At 66.8% G+C, this 16,200-nt stretch carries 16 protein-coding genes and 2 pseudogenes; 10 read left to right on the forward strand and 8 right to left on the reverse strand.

Features of this window, described 5'->3' with window-relative positions; genetic code table 11:
- Window positions 1-464: 464 nt before the first annotated feature.
- The 7 genes and pseudogenes from H3H54_RS09790 to H3H54_RS09820 all read left to right on the forward strand — a co-directional run bounded on the left by H3H54_RS09790 (window position 465) and on the right by H3H54_RS09820 (window position 6,769).
- Window positions 465-1,277, forward strand: a complete 813-nt coding sequence (locus tag H3H54_RS09790) for a hypothetical protein (protein WP_262423749.1) — start codon at window positions 465-467, stop codon at window positions 1,275-1,277.
- A 633-nt stretch (window positions 1,278-1,910) separates the two neighbouring features.
- The gene (locus tag H3H54_RS09795; protein WP_262423750.1) at window positions 1,911-2,615 is read left to right on the forward strand and encodes a hypothetical protein; all 705 of its coding nucleotides are present in this window, start codon (window positions 1,911-1,913) and stop codon (window positions 2,613-2,615) included.
- Between the two features lie 73 nt (window positions 2,616-2,688).
- Window positions 2,689-3,132, forward strand: a complete 444-nt coding sequence (locus H3H54_RS09800; RefSeq protein WP_262423751.1) for a hypothetical protein — start codon at window positions 2,689-2,691, stop codon at window positions 3,130-3,132.
- A 572-nt stretch (window positions 3,133-3,704) separates the two neighbouring features.
- Window positions 3,705-4,607, forward strand: a complete 903-nt coding sequence (locus H3H54_RS09805; protein ID WP_262423752.1) for a type ISP restriction/modification enzyme — start codon at window positions 3,705-3,707, stop codon at window positions 4,605-4,607.
- A gap of 13 nt (window positions 4,608-4,620) precedes the next feature.
- Window positions 4,621-5,112: pseudogene (locus H3H54_RS09810) on the forward strand (type ISP restriction/modification enzyme); the annotation flags it as partial.
- Window positions 5,109-6,473 (forward strand): HNH endonuclease, encoded by a 1,365-nt coding sequence (locus H3H54_RS09815; RefSeq protein WP_262423754.1) that lies wholly within the window; start codon window positions 5,109-5,111, stop codon window positions 6,471-6,473. The pseudogene H3H54_RS09810 and the gene H3H54_RS09815, both read left to right, overlap by 4 nt.
- Complete coding sequence (locus H3H54_RS09820; RefSeq protein ID WP_262423755.1) at window positions 6,470-6,769, forward strand: hypothetical protein; 300 nt, start codon at window positions 6,470-6,472, stop codon at window positions 6,767-6,769. Before H3H54_RS09815 ends, H3H54_RS09820 begins: the two co-directional genes overlap by 4 nt.
- 177 nt (window positions 6,770-6,946) lie before the next feature.
- Here the strand turns inward: H3H54_RS09820 and H3H54_RS09825 are convergent, their stop codons facing one another.
- The gene (locus H3H54_RS09825) at window positions 6,947-7,666 is read right to left on the reverse strand and encodes an HNH endonuclease (RefSeq protein WP_262423756.1); all 720 of its coding nucleotides are present in this window, start codon (window positions 7,664-7,666) and stop codon (window positions 6,947-6,949) included.
- Between the two features lie 379 nt (window positions 7,667-8,045).
- Window positions 8,046-8,834 carry an SgcJ/EcaC family oxidoreductase gene (locus tag H3H54_RS09830; protein ID WP_262423757.1) on the reverse strand — a complete coding sequence of 263 codons (789 nt, stop codon included), beginning with the start codon at window positions 8,832-8,834 and terminating at the stop codon, window positions 8,046-8,048.
- A gap of 71 nt (window positions 8,835-8,905) precedes the next feature.
- On the opposite strand from H3H54_RS09830, the gene H3H54_RS09835 reads away from it, so the two are divergent.
- The 3 genes from H3H54_RS09835 (at window position 8,906) to H3H54_RS09845 (ending at window position 9,792) form a co-directional block, all read left to right on the forward strand.
- A complete protein-coding gene (locus tag H3H54_RS09835) occupies window positions 8,906-9,133 on the forward strand; it encodes a hypothetical protein (protein WP_262423758.1) in 228 nt (75 codons plus the stop codon).
- A gap of 53 nt (window positions 9,134-9,186) precedes the next feature.
- Window positions 9,187-9,348: a hypothetical protein gene (locus tag H3H54_RS09840; RefSeq protein ID WP_262423759.1), complete on the forward strand. Its 162-nt coding sequence runs from the start codon at window positions 9,187-9,189 to the stop codon at window positions 9,346-9,348.
- Window positions 9,349-9,465: 117 nt separating this feature from the next.
- Window positions 9,466-9,792 carry a 2Fe-2S iron-sulfur cluster-binding protein gene (locus H3H54_RS09845; protein WP_262423760.1) on the forward strand — a complete coding sequence of 109 codons (327 nt, stop codon included), beginning with the start codon at window positions 9,466-9,468 and terminating at the stop codon, window positions 9,790-9,792.
- Between the two features lie 24 nt (window positions 9,793-9,816).
- On the opposite strand, the gene H3H54_RS09850 is transcribed toward H3H54_RS09845, so the two are convergent.
- The 6 genes and pseudogenes from H3H54_RS09850 to H3H54_RS09875 form a co-directional block, all read right to left on the reverse strand.
- A complete protein-coding gene (locus tag H3H54_RS09850) occupies window positions 9,817-10,305 on the reverse strand; it encodes a hypothetical protein (RefSeq protein WP_262423761.1) in 489 nt (162 codons plus the stop codon).
- Entirely contained in the window at window positions 10,302-11,732 is a 1,431-nt protein-coding gene (locus H3H54_RS09855; RefSeq protein WP_262423762.1) for a serine hydrolase, read from the reverse strand. The genes H3H54_RS09850 and H3H54_RS09855 overlap by 4 nt, the downstream gene beginning before the upstream one ends.
- Window positions 11,733-11,899: 167 nt before the next feature.
- Window positions 11,900-13,510 carry an ABC transporter permease gene (locus H3H54_RS09860; protein ID WP_262423763.1) on the reverse strand — a complete coding sequence of 537 codons (1,611 nt, stop codon included), beginning with the start codon at window positions 13,508-13,510 and terminating at the stop codon, window positions 11,900-11,902.
- A pseudogene (locus H3H54_RS09865) lies at window positions 13,507-14,477 on the reverse strand (ATP-binding cassette domain-containing protein). The gene H3H54_RS09860 and the pseudogene H3H54_RS09865 overlap by 4 nt, the downstream one beginning before the upstream one ends.
- A complete protein-coding gene (locus H3H54_RS09870) occupies window positions 14,474-15,136 on the reverse strand; it encodes a TetR/AcrR family transcriptional regulator (RefSeq protein WP_262423764.1) in 663 nt (220 codons plus the stop codon). The pseudogene H3H54_RS09865 and the gene H3H54_RS09870 overlap by 4 nt, the downstream one beginning before the upstream one ends.
- 118 nt (window positions 15,137-15,254) lie before the next feature.
- Window positions 15,255-16,172 carry a PD-(D/E)XK nuclease family protein gene (locus H3H54_RS09875; RefSeq protein WP_262423765.1) on the reverse strand — a complete coding sequence of 306 codons (918 nt, stop codon included), beginning with the start codon at window positions 16,170-16,172 and terminating at the stop codon, window positions 15,255-15,257.
- Window positions 16,173-16,200 lie beyond the last annotated feature (28 nt).

Genomic DNA, 16,200 nt, shown 5'->3' on the forward strand with positions numbered 1-16,200 from the left:
GAAGAATGCTCGCGAGCAGAAGGCTCTGACGCTTCTCCACTATGAACGGCCCCCGTGCTGCTGGCTCTGCGCTGCAGTGCTCGGGGCCGTTCTGCTCTTGCCGCCGCTCGCCGATGGAGAGACTCACCAGAACTTAGACACGGGAAGACCCTCGGAGCAGGCTCACGGGCCTCTCATGCGTACACATAATGGTGGTGACGTGTACACCTGGTCGGGTAAGGCTTCACTGATGTCGTGAGCAGGCGCGGTGCCGTGCCCGGCACGAGGTCTCCCGTATCGCCTGGGGCGGCCTCGCGTCCGTACGTTCAACGCGGTGGGATTGACGAATACAATTGTGAGCTACATCAGCCGTGCGAGCAGCGACCAGACGACGCCTGTCGCGCCCTGATCTCTCTAAATAGCAGTACACGGATCCGTAACTCGGCTCCGACACATCCTCCCAACGAGAGCGGACCAGGTAGCGCATGAATCCCACTGAACTCTTCGGCATGCCCGTCGCTACATGGGCCCTGATCGTGTCGATACTCAGCTTCGGCATCGCGCTCGTTGCCCTCGGGTGGCAGGTAGTGAAGCATTTTCTGGACGGAGGCCGCGTCCGGGTTTACCTCAACGCCGCAGCCTGGGAGCCGGAGCACATGCTGGCCACCAACCGGTCTGGACGTCAGTTGCTGAATGCGGAGAGCCCTGGCAAAGGCGTAACCCACGGCCGCGCCTTGGAACTCGCCCAACTCGTGGTGGAGAATCCGGGCAAGATACCGGTCACCGTCTATTCGCCCGGCTTGCCTATTACCGGACACCAGAAAAAGAACTACACGCTAGTGCCCAGGCTGTTCGCCACCGAGAGGTCTTTCGGCCCTGACCAAGCAGTCACGGACACGGTCGTCCGCCTTGAGCCGTATGCCCGGGTGACGTTCCTACTCGACTACTGGAGCGTGATCCCCGACGTCTTAAAGGAGGCACCGAAGAACCGGGTGTTCCTCCGTGGGCACGTCGGGGTCGCGGGTCGCACCAAGCGGCCGCAAAAATCGAGTCGACGGCTCCAGTGGCGGGTCGAGCAAGGCGACTATACGGCCATCGCTGGATCCCCAGACTTCACGCCGTTCGCCGTGATCTGGAGGGAGCTGTACGTACGCTTGCCCGAGCGCGAAGACGATCATTCCCAGCGACACTCCCACGCAGGCCCCCGGTCACACGAGGCATGGCGACGCACATCTTGGACGAGGCGATGTCGCGGTTCGACTCTCGCCCCAAACGCGATGAAATGCAGAACGCCCTAGATGAAGTTGCCAAGAACTATGGCGACAGATTCCCCATGATCGGCATCAACGTGTTCGAGGCATACGAAGCGTTGGACCGCATGGATGGTCACCTTACCGACTGGAACGTCGGGCTGTTCCGAGCCTCCCGAAGAAAGGTCGCTGAGGCGCAGAACGGTGACTCAGAGACCTCAGAGGTAGTTGCCATCCCCGCAGGGGGACGACAAGCCCGATCAACCGGAGGCCGCTCCAACCACCTGACACGACATTCAGACCGACTGTCTGCGCCGTGTCCGACGTTGTGCCCGCGTCTGATCGGATCCGTACTCGTACTGGCTGGACCCACTGGCCGCAGCCGCCATGCGAGTGTGGCGTTCTGCAGGCGAAGGCAGGATAGCGGTCTTGCCTCTGCCCGCCGGCATCCGGTGGCAGGTATCCGGAACGACGGTGCATAGGAGCTGTGGGGCCTTGAGCGAGTGTGGCTGCGAGGCTGAGGTCCTGGTGCTGAACGGCTACAGATGTCGGTGGCCAGTCCGCACGCCGGTCGCCTGATGACTGCAGCACAGCCGGATTACGGTTCGGCCACTGGGCCCTGGAGTGTCTGGCCTGTATGGGAATCTTCAACTAGAAGCCCCGTGTCAAGAAAGGCATCCCATGAACCGCACGCTCCGTTCCCTCGCTCTCCCCGCACTAGCTGCTCTTGTCCTCGCCGGGTGCGGAAACTCCGATCCTGAGAGCGACTCAAGTACGGAGGAGACCGCAAGCGTCGAACAGACCGATGTGCCTTCCGACGGCGATGAGTCCTCTGCTTGGCCCGACGTCGACGACGCTGAGGAACAGGGGTACTACGCGCAGGGTGAGTATCTTGCGATGAACATGACCGGCGCGGGGTTCATCATGACGATCCCTGCCTCAGGGCCGGACGACATCGAGGCGTACAGGGAAGCCACCGGACAGGAGCCCGTCGGGTACATCAAGGTCGAGATCGACAACTCGAACGGTTACGAGGACGCCCAACCGAACGGCATCACCATTGTGGACTCCGAGGGCCAGGAGTACGAGTACGAGTCTGCCTTCATCGTCATCGATGAGTGGGGCCCGACGATGCGTGACGACGGCCCCGAGGACGTGAACGATGGGTACTGGTACTCCATGCCGGACGGAACGGAGATCTCAGAAGACGAGTACGGGCCACTGAACTCCCAGGGGATCGACGTCTACAACGCATACCTCGATACCTCCGCCAGCCCTACCGCGAAGAAGACTGTATGGCTCCTCGGCCCTGAAGTGCCTCAAGAGATGACGTACATCGAACTCACCGAACCCGCAGGGTCGTACCAGGCCAGTCCTCTTAAGTGAGCGTCAAGATCGCGCGGCGACGCCCGGGCGAGGTCCTCGGCGGCCCGCACTTTGAGCGATGTACATTCCTGGCATGGGAGACATCCGCTTCATGCACGACGGTGGGGATCAAGAGCAAGGCGTCTACAGGACGCTTGATGACGCCGTACAGGCCGCCCAGCGATCCGTTGAGGCGTCCAAGGGAGTCGTGTTCTGGTCGCCGGCCTCGCGTTCGTCTGATGGTCGACAGACGCGTGCCGTGGTGGCGCTGAGGGTGCCCGGCGAAGGTGTCTACCGCTTCGAAGACATGCACGAGGTCCTCACGTGGTGGCAGAACCTCCCCTCCGGCATTCGTGCGGCACTCGAAGTAGACCCGGCGAAGGTGCTCACCTCCGATGAGCTCGTCGCGGTGACCAACACCTGGCCCTACGGAGCCCGCGCAGCCTCTGTCGTGTGGGTCGATACTGGAGACTCAGAGGAAGGACGGTACCGCCTCTTCACGGACCTGCAGCACTTCATCGCTGCCATGAGGCCCTGAAGCCTCCGCTCGTGCGTCTAACTGTCGGCGGGGTGACGAGGGGTTCGTGGCCCGCGAATGAATCCTGTCGCTCCCCGGTCGGTGGCGGCGATAAACGCGGCCTGATCTGCGAAGCTCACTGGACCCTGACCATGTCGGCTCGTGATCATCTTGAACGCTCCGACGAAGGGCTCGTGGTCGACCGCCTTGAAGCTGCTCCAATAGCGCGCAATAAATGTGCAGTACAAGCATCTTTCAGCGCTTCCTCTAGGCTCCAGTCAGGCATTGTCTGCACGCGTGACCGGGTGCAGCGGCGCGCGGCCAGCGGACTGTGACCTGCCGAGTCAGCAGCCCTCGCCGACTCGCTCCTCCCAAGCGAAACCGTGTACTTGGGCACAGCCCGGGTGCACCTTCGGTGGTCTTGCTTACCTACCGATGAATCCCGCGGACGATCCCTGGGCACTGCCGAGGAACCCAAACTTGCCTGCGATGAGACCCGGAACCGTGCAACCCGTCCTGCCCGCTTTTCGTGCAACGCACGAACTCATCTCAGCGATACTGGGTCCATGTCGACTCCCACCGCTACCTCCCCGATGAAGCTCCTGGACGACCTGTACAACCGGGCCACGTCGACGTCGGACCAAGGGACGCAGTTCGAGAGGTTCACGGCATCCTTCCTCCAGGTCGATCCGCTGTGGTCGGAGCAGTTCGCGAAGGTGTGGATGTGGGATCAGTGGCCGGATAAGTGGGGTCATGACTCCGGGATCGACCTGGTGGCGGAGCGCCGCGATGGCGGGCTCACGGCGATCCAATGCAAGTTCTACGCGCCGTCTCACAGGGTCTCGAAGGCGGATCTGGACAAGTTCCTCGCTGCCTCGGGGCGTGGGGGCTTCACGGAGCGCCTGGTGGTGTCCACGACGACGCATTGGGGTGCAACGGCGGAGGAGACGATCCGGGAGCAGTCCGTGCCAGTGCGGCGCCTGGGGCTTGCGGATTTCGAGCAGTCCCGTATTGACTGGGCCACCTTTGATCCCGCGACGCCCACCGTGCTCTCACTCTCGGGCGCACTTTACCGCCCGTTTTACGTTCAACACCTGAACGTCAGCGCTGGCCTTGTTGACAGGCCCGCTATCTCTCGACGTTACTTTCCCACCCCTCGCCACCCTAATTTCGGGTTCTATGTGACTGGTGCCGGCTCTGACAAAGAGTTCTCTGTTCTGGGGTCGCGCTTAATCCCAGACCTTGCGTTATGGGGATCGTCAAGCGGCCAGTTTCTCGCCCGCTTCAGTTGGGCCCCTCTCCCGGACGGAGAACTTGACCTTGGCCTCAACGACGACATAGTCGAGGGCTACCGCCGCGTCGACAACATCACCGACGAGTTCCAGCGGCTCATTAGCAAGCGCTACGGCGCCGAGGTCACCAAGGACGACATCTTCTTCTTCCTTTACGGCCTACTCCACTCCCCGAGTACCGAGAGCGCTACACCGCAGAGCTGAAGCAGATGCTCCCCGAATCCCGAACGTCCCTGCTGAGTCATTCGGGGTGTTCACGTCGGCCGGCCGGGAGCTATTCGCCCTGCATGCCGACTACGAGGATGCCGAGCCCTACCCGCTGACGGTCAAGGATGGCGAGCAGCCGCCGATGGGCGGCGAAGAGGAGTACTACCGCGTCGAGAAGATCCGCTTCCCCGCCGGGAAGCGAGCCGCCGACGCCCCCGACACACTCATCTTGAACCCCAACCTCACCGTCACAGGTATCCCGGAAAAGGCCTACCGCTACCAGCTCGGCTCCCGCAGCGCGATCGAGTGGATCATCCGGCAGTACCAGGTCACCACCGACAAGGCCTCCGGGATCGTCAATGACCCGAACCGGTGGGGCCTGGAGCATGGCAATCCCCGCTACATCCTCGACCTGATCCAGAAGGTCGTCACGGTGTCAGTGCGGACGGTGGAGATCACGGAGGGCCTGCCTGCGCTCGGCAGCGAGGGAACAGCATCATGACGGACTGGCTCATCGCCTCGGATGGGGCGAAGTTCGATGTCAACCGCGCGTTCTCTGAGCGCACTGTCGTGGACTGGAGCGAGACGTCCAGCGCTCACATCCACGACGGGGATCGTGTGTTCCTGTATCAGGTGAAGCCGGTCCAAACGATCACCCACGTCTGCGAAGTCGTCCAGACGGGCATCGAAAGCGACGACATGCTCGACGACCGCGAGTTCTGGATCGACGCTGCAGCGTTCGAGGAGCGTCTAAAGCGGACGTGGATGAGGCTCTCGCTTCTGCACACTGTGCCGCCAGCCCTCCGAGGAGAGCTCTCGCTCGAGCGCCTACTAGACGCAGGGCTCAACGGGGCGCCGCAGGGACGGAGGCGAGCGCCTGTGGGCGTGACCGAGCTAGTCACCGAGGTCCTCGACGCGGCTCAGCCGGACTCCTCGGAGCTGATCCGCCGCGAGAGGGATCTGATTGCGGACCTCGGCATCGAGCGGTCGCCGTGGAGGTTCAAGAGAGGCAGGCGCGGCGGTACACGGTCGCTCGAGTCGTTCTCCTACGCGCTGTCGATGCCTGACGCTCCGACAGCCCTTGCCATGCTGCGTGCGTACCTCACTGCCGCGGGTCTTGATCGGTCGGAGGGCTGGGGCGTCTCCGCGATGCCAAGCTGGGCCGGTCCGACAGATCATCAGCGCTTCGCCACGATCTCCGGTGGTGGCATTGAGCTCTTCTACGTGTGGTTCGAGTCGGCCAGCGGACTGGTCACAGAGTGGGGAGCTCGCTTCCCCGCCGACCTCGCCACACAGCTGCCTGAGTCGGAGCACATGTGGCTCAGTACCGCGGACAATGGCGACACAGGCGTGCACGGTGCGACTCTAGATGACCTGATCGCGGCACTGGATGATCCGGAGTTCCTGGACGCTCTCACAGCCACGAGCGAGGCAAGGGCGACCTCCCGGCGAGCTGACTGGCACAACCCCTACCTGGGGTCCCTCCTCGGCACCAGCGGCGCTCCCGTGGAGGAAGAGTCAGAACCCGTCAAGGACGAGGACGTCGAGTTCGAGCGTCGCTATATCGAGCGTGTCACCAAGCACCGGCTGCATCAAGCTCCCCTCCGCGAGGCAGCGCTGCGCCGCTACGGCGCCAGGTGCATGTATTGCGGGCTGGACGTCGAGCAGGTCCTCGAGGCAGCCCATGTCATCCCGGACAGCAAGGGTGGTGCAGCGAGCACCGACAACATCCGCATCCTCTGCGCCAACCACCACACTGCGCTCGATGCAGGGCTGCTCAGAGTGACGGCCGAGGGGGACGTGGTGCCCGCCCCAGGAGCACCGTCAGTACCGCCATCCCCCGATCAGGGCGGAGCCCCGTGAGCGAGGTGACTTGGGTCGACATCGCTGGTCTGATCATCTCGGCGTTGACGATGCTGTCGATCGTCTTCGCCGCGACGCAGATCGTGGCTCAGACGCGGCAGATGCATCGTGACTTTGAGGCGCTCTACGTGGAGCGGTACTGGGCGCTCATGGATCGCCGCTCCGGCGAGTTCGAGCGTGGTGGGAAGCCTCGCAAGGAGGACCGTCTGGTGATCCACCAGTACCTACAGCTCTGTGAAGACGAGATCGACCTGCGAGGCGAGGAACGGGTCACCAACGACACCTGGGGCTTCTAGGAGAGGTCGATCCGAGCGCAGGCTACTGACCCCCGCTACTTGGCGGCTCTACGCAGCTCTGCAGCGCACGAGTACCCGAGCCTCAAGGCGTTGCTGCGCACGAAGGAGGCCTACGACCCCCTTCATTGGAAGGCCTCTCGGAGGTGGTGGAAGGGCCTCTGAGGGTGCCTGCGGAGCCTAGGGATGGTGCGCAGAGGACATCACCTTGGCGAGCTCCTCTGGACGTAGCCAGGGCCGCGCCCGATGGATCATCCGGTGGCAGTTGGAGCAGAGCAGCGCCAGGTCCTCCAGCCGGGTCTTGACGGGCCCCGACGCATGGAGCGGAAGACGATGATGTACCTCGATGTACCCCTCGCCCAGTGCGCCGTAGGTGGCCGCGAAGTCGAACCCGCAGACCTCGCACGCGATGGGGCGCCCCTCTGCGCGCACAGCTGAGAGTTTCGACGCCCTCAGCGCACGGTCCCGCTCGCGTCGCAAGTGCTGCACGAAGAGTTCCCGGCCCTCATCGGCTTCGAGCACCGCATGATCGACGTCGAGCTCGATCGGAAGCAACCTGCCACCACGGATGAGTCCCTCTCGGATGCGCGCAGCCTCAGCCTGCATCTGCGAAGTGTTGGCGATGAACTCCAGGAGCACCGGCTTGTCGTGGGATCCACCGCGAGTCGGCTTCCCGGTGTACGACGGGTGCTGGGAAGCGATGTCTGCGACCTTCCTGCGCACGCTGCCCAAAGACCGGAAGTTGTCCGGTCTCCCTGCCCTGGGGTGGATGTCCGCGGCCCTCAACAGGTCCGACATTTCTTCGAGCGCCGGTGACTTCCGGTTGAGCTCACGCCACTCGTTCCGGCTCACGAGATCACAAGCGAGGATCACTTCATCGCGCGTCCAGTCCCAAGCCATGCTCGGAGTCTACGTGAGCGCCGATAGACTCACAGACGATGAAAGCACCAGCGGCAGAGGGAGTTCGTGCGCTGCTCGAGCCGCTCTCGCTCACCCAAGACGCTATTGCACGGTAGATGCACGAATACACATAACCGCAGGTCACAGGCTCTATCAGCTGTACTACGACATCTGAGTCGTACGCCCTGGTGACCTGCTAGTTCACCGACCGCGTGTCCTCAGAATGTCCTCACATCGCCGTGCGGTCCGCCAGAACCTTCTGGATGGCGGACCGCACGGCGTCTTCCATGTCCGGCCAGAGGTGCGCGTGAACGTCCAGCGTGGTCATCGCTGAGCCGTGCCGTAGAAGCGCCCGGTCCCCCTTCACAGGCAGCGACCCTCAGCCGTCGGTGCGCTCTGCCGCGGGCCGGGTGCCGGGCATCCAGAGGTACTGGATCTGCTCCATGACCGGTTGGCGCTGGGTGTTCTGGAAGGAGGCGACCTTCCACTGCTCGCCCTCGCGCACGAGGCTATAGGTCTGCACCTTGGTCAGCTCGCCCGGGTCCTCACCTTCGTAGTTGTCGCCCCTGGTGGTCAGGACGGCCACCTCGGAGGTGAGCATCCGCAGCTCAAGGAAGCGGTCGGCGAGCTGCGTGTCGGCCAGCACGTCGTCGAACAGGGCGGCGTGGGAGCCCACGATGTCCTCGCGTCCGCTGTAATAAGTGCCCGCAAAGGTGGTGTAGGTAGCGTCCTCGGTGAACTCGGCCCCATAGGCTTCTGCATCCTGCCCGGCCCAGGCCGTGGACAGAGCATCGAGGGTGCCGCAGATCGACTCCCTGGCGGCCGACTCCTCGCCGGCGGAGAGCTGACTGCTGGTGGGCACCTGCAGGCAGTTCTCGACCCCGGTGGCCTGCACAGTGCTCGACGTCGAGAGCCAGGCGTACCCACCGGCTCCCACCAGGGCGAGGAGCCCGACGACAGCGCCGGCGGCGGTCAGCAGTCGGCGTCGCCCGCGGAGGGCCCCGCGCGGTCCTGCTGCGGACCCGAGCTCCTCCGTGCGGGCCCCGGCACCACCGTCGGCCGCCGGGTCGGGATGTATGGGGTCTTCGTCGCGTACACGCTGGGGGCCTCGAGATTCGTCATGGTGTCTCCGTTCGGTGAGCGCCTCATGGACTATGATTGCCGCCATGCAATCATTGCTGGCATGCAACTATTGCGCAAGAGGTACCCTTTGAGGGCCACCGAGACCCCGGAGGGACCATGAACCCCGACCCCGCCCAGCGCGGCCACAACCTCGATCGCGAGTACCGGTACTACCTCTCGGCGGTCACCCAGTTCCATCTCGCCGCGGCGGAGGCCGGCGGTCTCCACCCCACGGACTATCAGGCCAGCAGCATCCTGGACCTCGACGGTCCGCTCACCTCCGGTCAGCTCTCACAGCGGCTCGGGCTCTCCCCAGTGCCACCACCCGGGTCATCGACCGTCTGATCACCGCAGGCATCGCCGAGCGCAACCCGGACGAGGCAGATCGGCGCCGCGTGATGGTGGCCCACACCGGCCACCTGCCTGCTGCGGTCATGGACCGTCTGGCGCAGGTCCGCGATCCCATCGCGCAGGTGGTCACCGATCTGAGCGAGGAGCAGCGCCAGGGGCTCATGGAGTACTTCCAGGCAGCGGCGAAGGCCTATCGTGACGGGTCCTGAACACCCCTGACCGGTGCCATCGCTGCGCGCCCGGTTCATCGGGCCTGTTCCACCCGGAATGGCGGCCCTGGGCGGACGCGATTGGCCCCAACGGCTCGGAGGGTATGGAATAGGGGTATGAGCAGCATCGAGATCACAGTCATCGACCGCGAAGGCGTCAAGACCCCGGGCGTGGAGTGGGAGGACGGCGAGTCCCTCATGGAGTGCCTCGTCCGCAACAGCTTCCCGATCCTCGCGATCTGCGGCGGCAACGCGTCATGTTCCACCTGCCACTCCTTCCTCGACGAGGTCTCCTTCGAGACCGCCGGCGAGATCGACGAGGACGAGGCCGATGTGCTGGACAGCCTCACCGAGTCGGAGCGCGAGCCCACCTCGCGGCTGACCTGCCAGATCCCCTGGGACATGGATCTCGAGGGTGCCGTGGTGCGCATCGGGCCGTTCTGAGCCTCGAAGCCGGGAGCCGGCTGATCAGAGCAGTGGCAGCGCCCAGCTGACCAGCACAACGGACATCGCTGCGCCGAGCGCCAGCGCCGGTGGCACCAGCGCCCGTTGCCACGGGCCCAGCCGCTGCCAGCGGGACACGGCTCGCAGGGTCCATGCCGCACCGAGCAGCAGCTGGATCAGGGTGAGCACGCGCAGGCCCCAGATTGCCGGGCCCTCGGCACGGATCCAGCCGACGGTCGGGGCGGTCAGGACCGACAGCGGCAGCAGCACTGTCGCTCCCACCAGGGCGAGGCTCGCCAGCACCCAGGCGGCGGCGAACACGCTGGACACCGCCGGGGGCGGCTCCACGCCTCGGCGGCGATGCCACCATGCTCGTACTGCGCCGCAGAGGACGACCACGGCGGTCAGAAGAGTCCCGAGGACAGCGACGAGCACGAATCTCTGATCAGCCCACCAGGGCGCCGGGGTCATGGTCTGCTGCAGCATGGCCCGATTGCTGCGCAGCACGGTCACTCCCCGTCCTCCGTGGTGACCGCGGCGAGGCACCCCTGCCTGTCGCACCAGCGTCCGGGCGTCTGCGAGGGCGTCAGCCTCCGTTCGCCCAGGAGCACGTCATCCCCATCGCGCGTGACGGTGATCTGTCCCGTGACGGTGCGCAGCAGCAGCTCTGGTCCCCGCCCTGCGAACAGGCGCTCCTGGTGGGTGCCGACGGGATCGGCCGGGGCGAGCGGTTCGGCCCAGGGAGGGGTGATCGTGGCCATCCCGTCGCGCGGCATCGGTTCGCGCTCGGCGCGGCGGCTCCTGGCGGTCCAGTCCGCGAGGGTGTCGAGCACGGCGGTGGTGAATTCGGCGGCCTGAGGATCCTCGGTGGTGACGGCCACGAACACGCCGATCTCGGCCTCAGGGATGAGGGCGAGCCAGGCCAGCCCGTTGGCACCGGCGTGCTCGAGCACCGGCACCCCTGAGCGCCAGTTCTCGAAGAACACCTGAGTGTGTCCGCCTCCCCCGTGCGCGGGACGCACCGCGACCGTGGTGGCCTGTTCGACCACCGGGTCCGGAAGCGGGCTGTTCTCGGCGACCAGGGCGGTCAGCAGTGCGGAGGCATCCTGCAGCGACCAGGTGAGCATCGCCGCCGGCGTCTCGGGCACGGCCGGCCAGGGAGACGCGACCCACTGCTCACCGTCCTTGGCCATCAGCGCCACGTCGCCGGTGGCGGTCGCCCCCTCGAAGCCGGCGGTGTCGGCGCCGACAGGCTCCAGCACCCAGTCCGTGGTGGCCTGCTCGAACGAAGTGTTGGTGGCCTCCTCGATCATCGCGCCCAGCATGGTGTGGGCCTGCAGCGGTGAATAGTGCAGGCCCGCGTCGGCGGGATGGGTCAGCACCGGCGGGTTCTGCTCCAGCAGCCCCTGCAGGTCGGTGGGCGGCGGGTCCGGCAGGGCCGGGTGGACCAGCAGCGGTTCGCTGAGCCCCGAGTGATGGGTCAGCAGATGCCGTCCTGTGACGGGCCCGGCCACCGCGGGGTCGCGTCGGTCCGTCACCGCCACCTGGTCGCGCACGTCGGCGTCGAGGTCCAGCAGACCTTCGTCGTGCAGGCGCAGCGCGGTCAGGGAGGTGACCACCTTGGAGACCGACGCGACGGGGGTGCGCGATGCCGGGGTGAGAGGCGTGCGGGAGAGCGGATCAGCCCATCCGCCGGTCTCGGTGAGGAGGGCTCCCTTGGGGCCGACGACGGTCACCATCGCTCCCGGGGTGGTGACCCCGACGTGCTCCTCCAACAGGACGTCGATCTCCTGCTGCAGTTCCTGGGACCCGTCGCCCGTGTCGTCGAGGTCTGGCGGTACCGCAACGCTCGGCGGCAGACCCAGTGCGATCAGCATCGTGACGAGCGCGATCACCGGCAGCATCGGTCGAGCCACTGGCAGGGACACGGAGGAGGTCATGCCAGCAGTGTGCTCCCGGTGCTCCTCGGCCGCCTCCTGCGAAGGTGCAGGATCCGGGTCCTGCAAAGGCATGAGCCGCCTCCGTCCGGCGGGGTCTTCTACGCCGCGGGCCTACCCCGCCACCAGATCCCGGCGGCGCAGGAGCAGCAGACCGGCCACCACGAGCACTACGGCTCCCCGCCCATCAGCGCGAGCGGCGCGAACTCGAGGTCCTCTGAGGGGACGAGCGAGACGTGCTCGAGGGGCGAGACGTCCCGCGCCCACTGGGGCAGGCCGAGCAGGTCGCCGAGGAAGGTGACCAGGGCAGCCCAGATCACCAGCAGCCAGGCCAGGCCGGTGGCGCGCAGCCGCAGCCCGAACAGTGCCAGGGCGAGCGCGCCGCACAGGGCGATCGCCGGCAGATAGGCGAGGGAGGCCGCGGTCATCTCGCCGATCCAGGCCCAGTCCTCGGTCGCCTGCCAGACGCCGAGGCCCACGCCGAGGCCGAGCAGCACCTGCATCACGGCGACCTCCACCAGCACCACCAGGTACCAGAGCAGGGCGAGCAGGGTTCGGGAGGTGCCGGCCAGCAGCAGGCCGGCGAGCCGGCCCTCGAGCTCCTCGGTGCGCATCCGCAGCACCCCGGAGACGATGAGCGCCACGGGCCCGATGGTCAGCATGGTCAGCACGAAGGCGGCGAAGGAGCCGGTGAGGTCCTCCGCGGTGATCGGCGCCCACTCCCCGATCGCCGGCATCTGCTCCACGAAATCCGTCAGCGAGGAGGCGAGGGAGCCGAAGGCAATCGCGAACAGGAACAGGCCGATGCCCCAGGCGAGCATGCCGGGGGTGACCAGGCGGCGGGTCAGTCCTCCCGGGGCGAGGAGAGCGGAGGAGGCCGTGGGGGTGCCGTTACGTGCCGCGCGCAGGCCGGCGCCCACGTCACGTCGCCTCGACAGCGCGGCGGCGAGCACGAGCAGCACCACGATCGCCGTGAGCGAGACCAGCAGCGGCCACCAGCGCAGATCGACGTAGACCCGGGTCTGCTGCGCCCAGGCCAGCGGCGAGAACCAGGACAGCCATGAGCCCTGACGGTCCATCACGTCGCCGATGCCCCGCACCATGAACGCGATCGCGAGGAACCCAAGGGCCATTCCGCTGGCGGTCCCCGCGTTCTCGGTGATCTGCGCGGTGACCATGGCGATCGCGGCGAAGACGAGTCCGGTCAGCGCGGTCGCGAGCCCCAGCGCGAGCGAGTCGGTGACCGGGCCGCCGCTCATCAGCGCACCCGCGGCAACGGCGGCGCCCACGGCGAGGTTCGCCAGCGTGACGATCACCAGGGCCGCCAGCGGAGGTGCGAGCCGGCCCGTGGGCAGCGCCCGGATCATCTCCAGCCGGCCGGACTGCTCCTCCGCCCTCGTATGGCGGACGGCCAGCAGCACGCTCATGATCGCTCCCGCGATGAGCACGTACAGCAGCAGCTCGTTGGCGACCATCGCCCAGAAGGTGTAGCTGTCCTCCGCGAAGTAAGGGCCGGTCATCATCACGGCCGAAGGGTTATCCAGCAGCATCGCCCGGGCATCGAGGGCGCCCTGATCGGGATAGGCCTCCTCCATCGCGAGGATCGAGGCGGGCACGAGGGCGAGCATCGCGAGCGTCCAGATGATGATCTGGCGGCGCGAGATCCGTCCGTAGAGCCGCACCAGGGAGCCCAGGCCGGTCAGGGCCGACGCCGGTGCGACGTCCCGCCGGTGGGACTGCGGCGCAGCAGCTGCGGGGCGGTGCGCCGCGGGGGCGTTCATGAGGACCCCTCAGCTGCTGCGGCCTGTGCGGAGAGGTCGTCCCCGTAGTGGCGCAGAAACAGGTCCTCCAGGGAGGGAGGCGTGATCGTCAGCGCGGTGACCTCCATGCGGGTCAGCACGGGGAGCACGTCGTGCATGGCGCCGTCGTCGATGTCGAAGTGGAGCCGTCCGTGCTCGGCGACGAGATCATGCACGCCGTCCATCGTGGCCAGACCGGTGGGGTCGGCGGTGGTGGTCGCCGCGACGGTGGAACGAGTGAGGTGGCGCAGCTGATCCAGGGTGCCGGATTCGACGTCCCTGCCGGCGCGGATGATGGTCACCGTGTCGCAGAGCTTCTCGACCTCGGCGAGGATATGGCTGGACAGCAGCACCGTGCGCCCGTCGGCGCGCAAACGCGCGACCTCCTCGGTGAAGATCGCCTCCATCAGCGGATCCAGCCCTGAAGTCGGCTCATCCATGATGTAGAGGTCCACGTCGCGGGAGAGCGCGGCGACCAGAGACACCTTCTGCCGGTTGCCCTTGGAGTAGGTGCGCGAGCGCTTGGTGGGGTCGAGCTCGAAGCGGTCGATGAGCTCCCCGCGTCGGCGGCGGTGCGCCGCGCCCTTCTCCCCGCGCGTGAGCACGTCGATCGCCTCTCCCCGGTGAGGTTCGGCCAGAGGTTCGTGTCCCCGGGGACGTAGGCGAGGCGCTGATGGATATCCACCGCTTCCCGCCAGGGATCCTTCCCGAGCACCTCAGCACTGCCGGAGGAGCCCCTCAGCAGTCCGAGCAGGACGCGGATGGTGGTCGACTTCCCGGCGCCGTTGGGGCCGAGGAAACCGGTGACCTGCCCACGGGGCACGGTCAGGCTGAATCCGTCGAGAGCACGGGTGGAGCCGAAGACCTTGGTGAGGTCACGGACCACCACGGCTGCGTCGGTGGCGGTGGCAGTGGTCGGATCGTGCGCTGGGGTGTCGTTGCGTTTCATGGCGTCTTCCCATCGGTCGTCGGAGTGGTGCGATCGGCGTCGGGGCGGGCGGCGAGGTAGGCGTCGAGCATGGAACTGTCGGTCAGCAGGGGGACTGTGTAGAGCTCGAGGAGCGGGACCAGGAGCGCATCGGTGTAGCCGCGCAGCCAGGCGGGGAGCTCCTCGAGGTCGAGCTGGTCGCGCTGGGCGGGAAGCTGGAGCAGGAGCGCCCCCAGCGCCATCTCGGTGAGCACCCGGGCGCGGGCCACGGGATCCCTGCTGGGGTTGATCACCCCGGCCTCCTCCCCCTGCGCGAAGTACTCCACGGCGTGGGCGGCGAAATCCTCGACGAGCTGGATCGCGAGTGGGCCGCCGTCCTGCAGTCGGCGCAGCACGTATCCGACCACCGGGGCGTAGCGCTCGGCCTCCGCGAGCTGCGCGAGCATCACGCCCGCGCCGCCGGAGAACACCTCCTGCTTGCTGTCGCGGGTGACCTCGAGAGCGCGCTGGTCGCAGGCTTCCAGCAGCTGAGCGCGGGATCCGTAATGGTGGATGATCAGGCCCGCGCTGACCCCGGCATCCTGGGCGACGGCGCGCAGGGGTGCGCCCAGCCCGTCCACCGCGAAGCGGCGCAGCGCGGCCTGGAGGATGCGCTCCTCTGCGGGTGGGGTGATGTCCATGGGGCTCCCTCGCACTACGGCTGAACGGGTGTTCAATAGGCTATACACGTGTTCAACGCAGGGCAAGGGGTTCTGGCTGGCAATGCAGGCGCTGGCGAGCCAGGCCCGCCGTCAGGGGTCAGCCCAGAGTGTCGATCCCACCCTTGCTGCGCAGGAGCGACAGCAGCAGGTCCTTGGGCCCGGAGGCCGCTTCGAGCGCACACTCGTCCGGCTCGAAGGACCAGGCGGCGCGCAAGGAGCGGAACACCTCGAACTCGGCGTCCCCGGTGCGCAGCGGCACCGCCTGATATCCGCCGGCCTCGGGCAGGTGGATGACGAAGGCGCCGGTCAGCTCGGGCATCTCGCGGGTGGTGCCGTCGTCGTCGAGCAGCAGTTCGGCGCGGCACACGGCGACGCCCTGCAGGGCGTAGTCCCCGCGCACCTTCTTCGAGGTCTTGATATCCGCGCTGAGCACGGTGTTGCCGATCCTCACGATCGCGTCGGTGGTGCCGGCGTAGCCCACGGTGTGGTTCACGACGGTCTGCTCGATCTCGAGGAACTCGGGCTGGTAGTCGTCCAGGAAGCGGCCGTAGCCGTCCAGCCGCACATCGGCGCGGGCGATCAGGGCCTGGGCGTCCTTCTCGGCAGAGAAGCAGCCCTGGGCGGCGCGCATCTGCTCGATGATCTCGCCGATCCGTGCGGCGTCCGGCCGGGTGCCGCTGGTGCCCCAGTCCTCGCAGGCGGTGTGCACCAGGGTGCCGAAGTCCGCCGCGGAGCGGGTGTACTCCGGCGCTGCCGCGGCGATGCGCTTCTGGGCGCCCCAGCGGTCACGGGTCACGCGTGAGATCTCCCGCGGGGCCCGCTGCGGGTTGCGGTCCAGCCAGGCGTACATGTCCAGCGCCCGCTTGGAGGCCATCGTCGCGTACCAGCCCTGCAGGAAGTCCTTCGCCCGTGCACCGGCGACGGTGGTGATCGACGGGTACATGAGCGGACCGTCCGGCTCGAGACGGTACATGCGGCCGCGCGGGGTATCAGCGCTGAGGGAGGGCGTGGTCATGAATCCTCGGGATGGCACGGGCGTCGCC

This window comes from Brachybacterium sp. Z12, from assembly GCF_014400405.1.
Lineage (GTDB): Bacteria > Actinomycetota > Actinomycetes > Actinomycetales > Dermabacteraceae > Brachybacterium.

Bases quoted from the DNA above. Each gene is read 5' to 3' on its own strand.
- H3H54_RS09790 (WP_262423749.1), top strand. From the start codon at position 465: ATGAATCCCACTGAACTCTTCGGCATGCCCGTCGCTACATGGGCCCTG.
- H3H54_RS09795 (WP_262423750.1), top strand. From the start codon at position 1,911: ATGAACCGCACGCTCCGTTCCCTCGCTCTCCCCGCACTAGCTGCTCTT.
- H3H54_RS09800 (WP_262423751.1), top strand. From the start codon at position 2,689: ATGGGAGACATCCGCTTCATGCACGACGGTGGGGATCAAGAGCAAGGC.
- H3H54_RS09805 (WP_262423752.1), top strand. From the start codon at position 3,705: ATGAAGCTCCTGGACGACCTGTACAACCGGGCCACGTCGACGTCGGAC.
- H3H54_RS09815 (WP_262423754.1), top strand. From the start codon at position 5,109: ATGACGGACTGGCTCATCGCCTCGGATGGGGCGAAGTTCGATGTCAAC.
- H3H54_RS09825 (WP_262423756.1), bottom strand. From the start codon at position 7,666: ATGGCTTGGGACTGGACGCGCGATGAAGTGATCCTCGCTTGTGATCTC.
- H3H54_RS09830 (WP_262423757.1), bottom strand. From the start codon at position 8,834: ATGGCGGCAATCATAGTCCATGAGGCGCTCACCGAACGGAGACACCAT.
- H3H54_RS09835 (WP_262423758.1), top strand. From the start codon at position 8,906: ATGAACCCCGACCCCGCCCAGCGCGGCCACAACCTCGATCGCGAGTAC.
- H3H54_RS09840 (WP_262423759.1), top strand. From the start codon at position 9,187: ATGGTGGCCCACACCGGCCACCTGCCTGCTGCGGTCATGGACCGTCTG.
- H3H54_RS09845 (WP_262423760.1), top strand. From the start codon at position 9,466: ATGAGCAGCATCGAGATCACAGTCATCGACCGCGAAGGCGTCAAGACC.
- H3H54_RS09855 (WP_262423762.1), bottom strand. From the start codon at position 11,732: ATGACCTCCTCCGTGTCCCTGCCAGTGGCTCGACCGATGCTGCCGGTG.
- H3H54_RS09860 (WP_262423763.1), bottom strand. From the start codon at position 13,510: ATGAACGCCCCCGCGGCGCACCGCCCCGCAGCTGCTGCGCCGCAGTCC.
- H3H54_RS09870 (WP_262423764.1), bottom strand. From the start codon at position 15,136: ATGGACATCACCCCACCCGCAGAGGAGCGCATCCTCCAGGCCGCGCTG.
- H3H54_RS09875 (WP_262423765.1), bottom strand. From the start codon at position 16,172: ATGACCACGCCCTCCCTCAGCGCTGATACCCCGCGCGGCCGCATGTAC.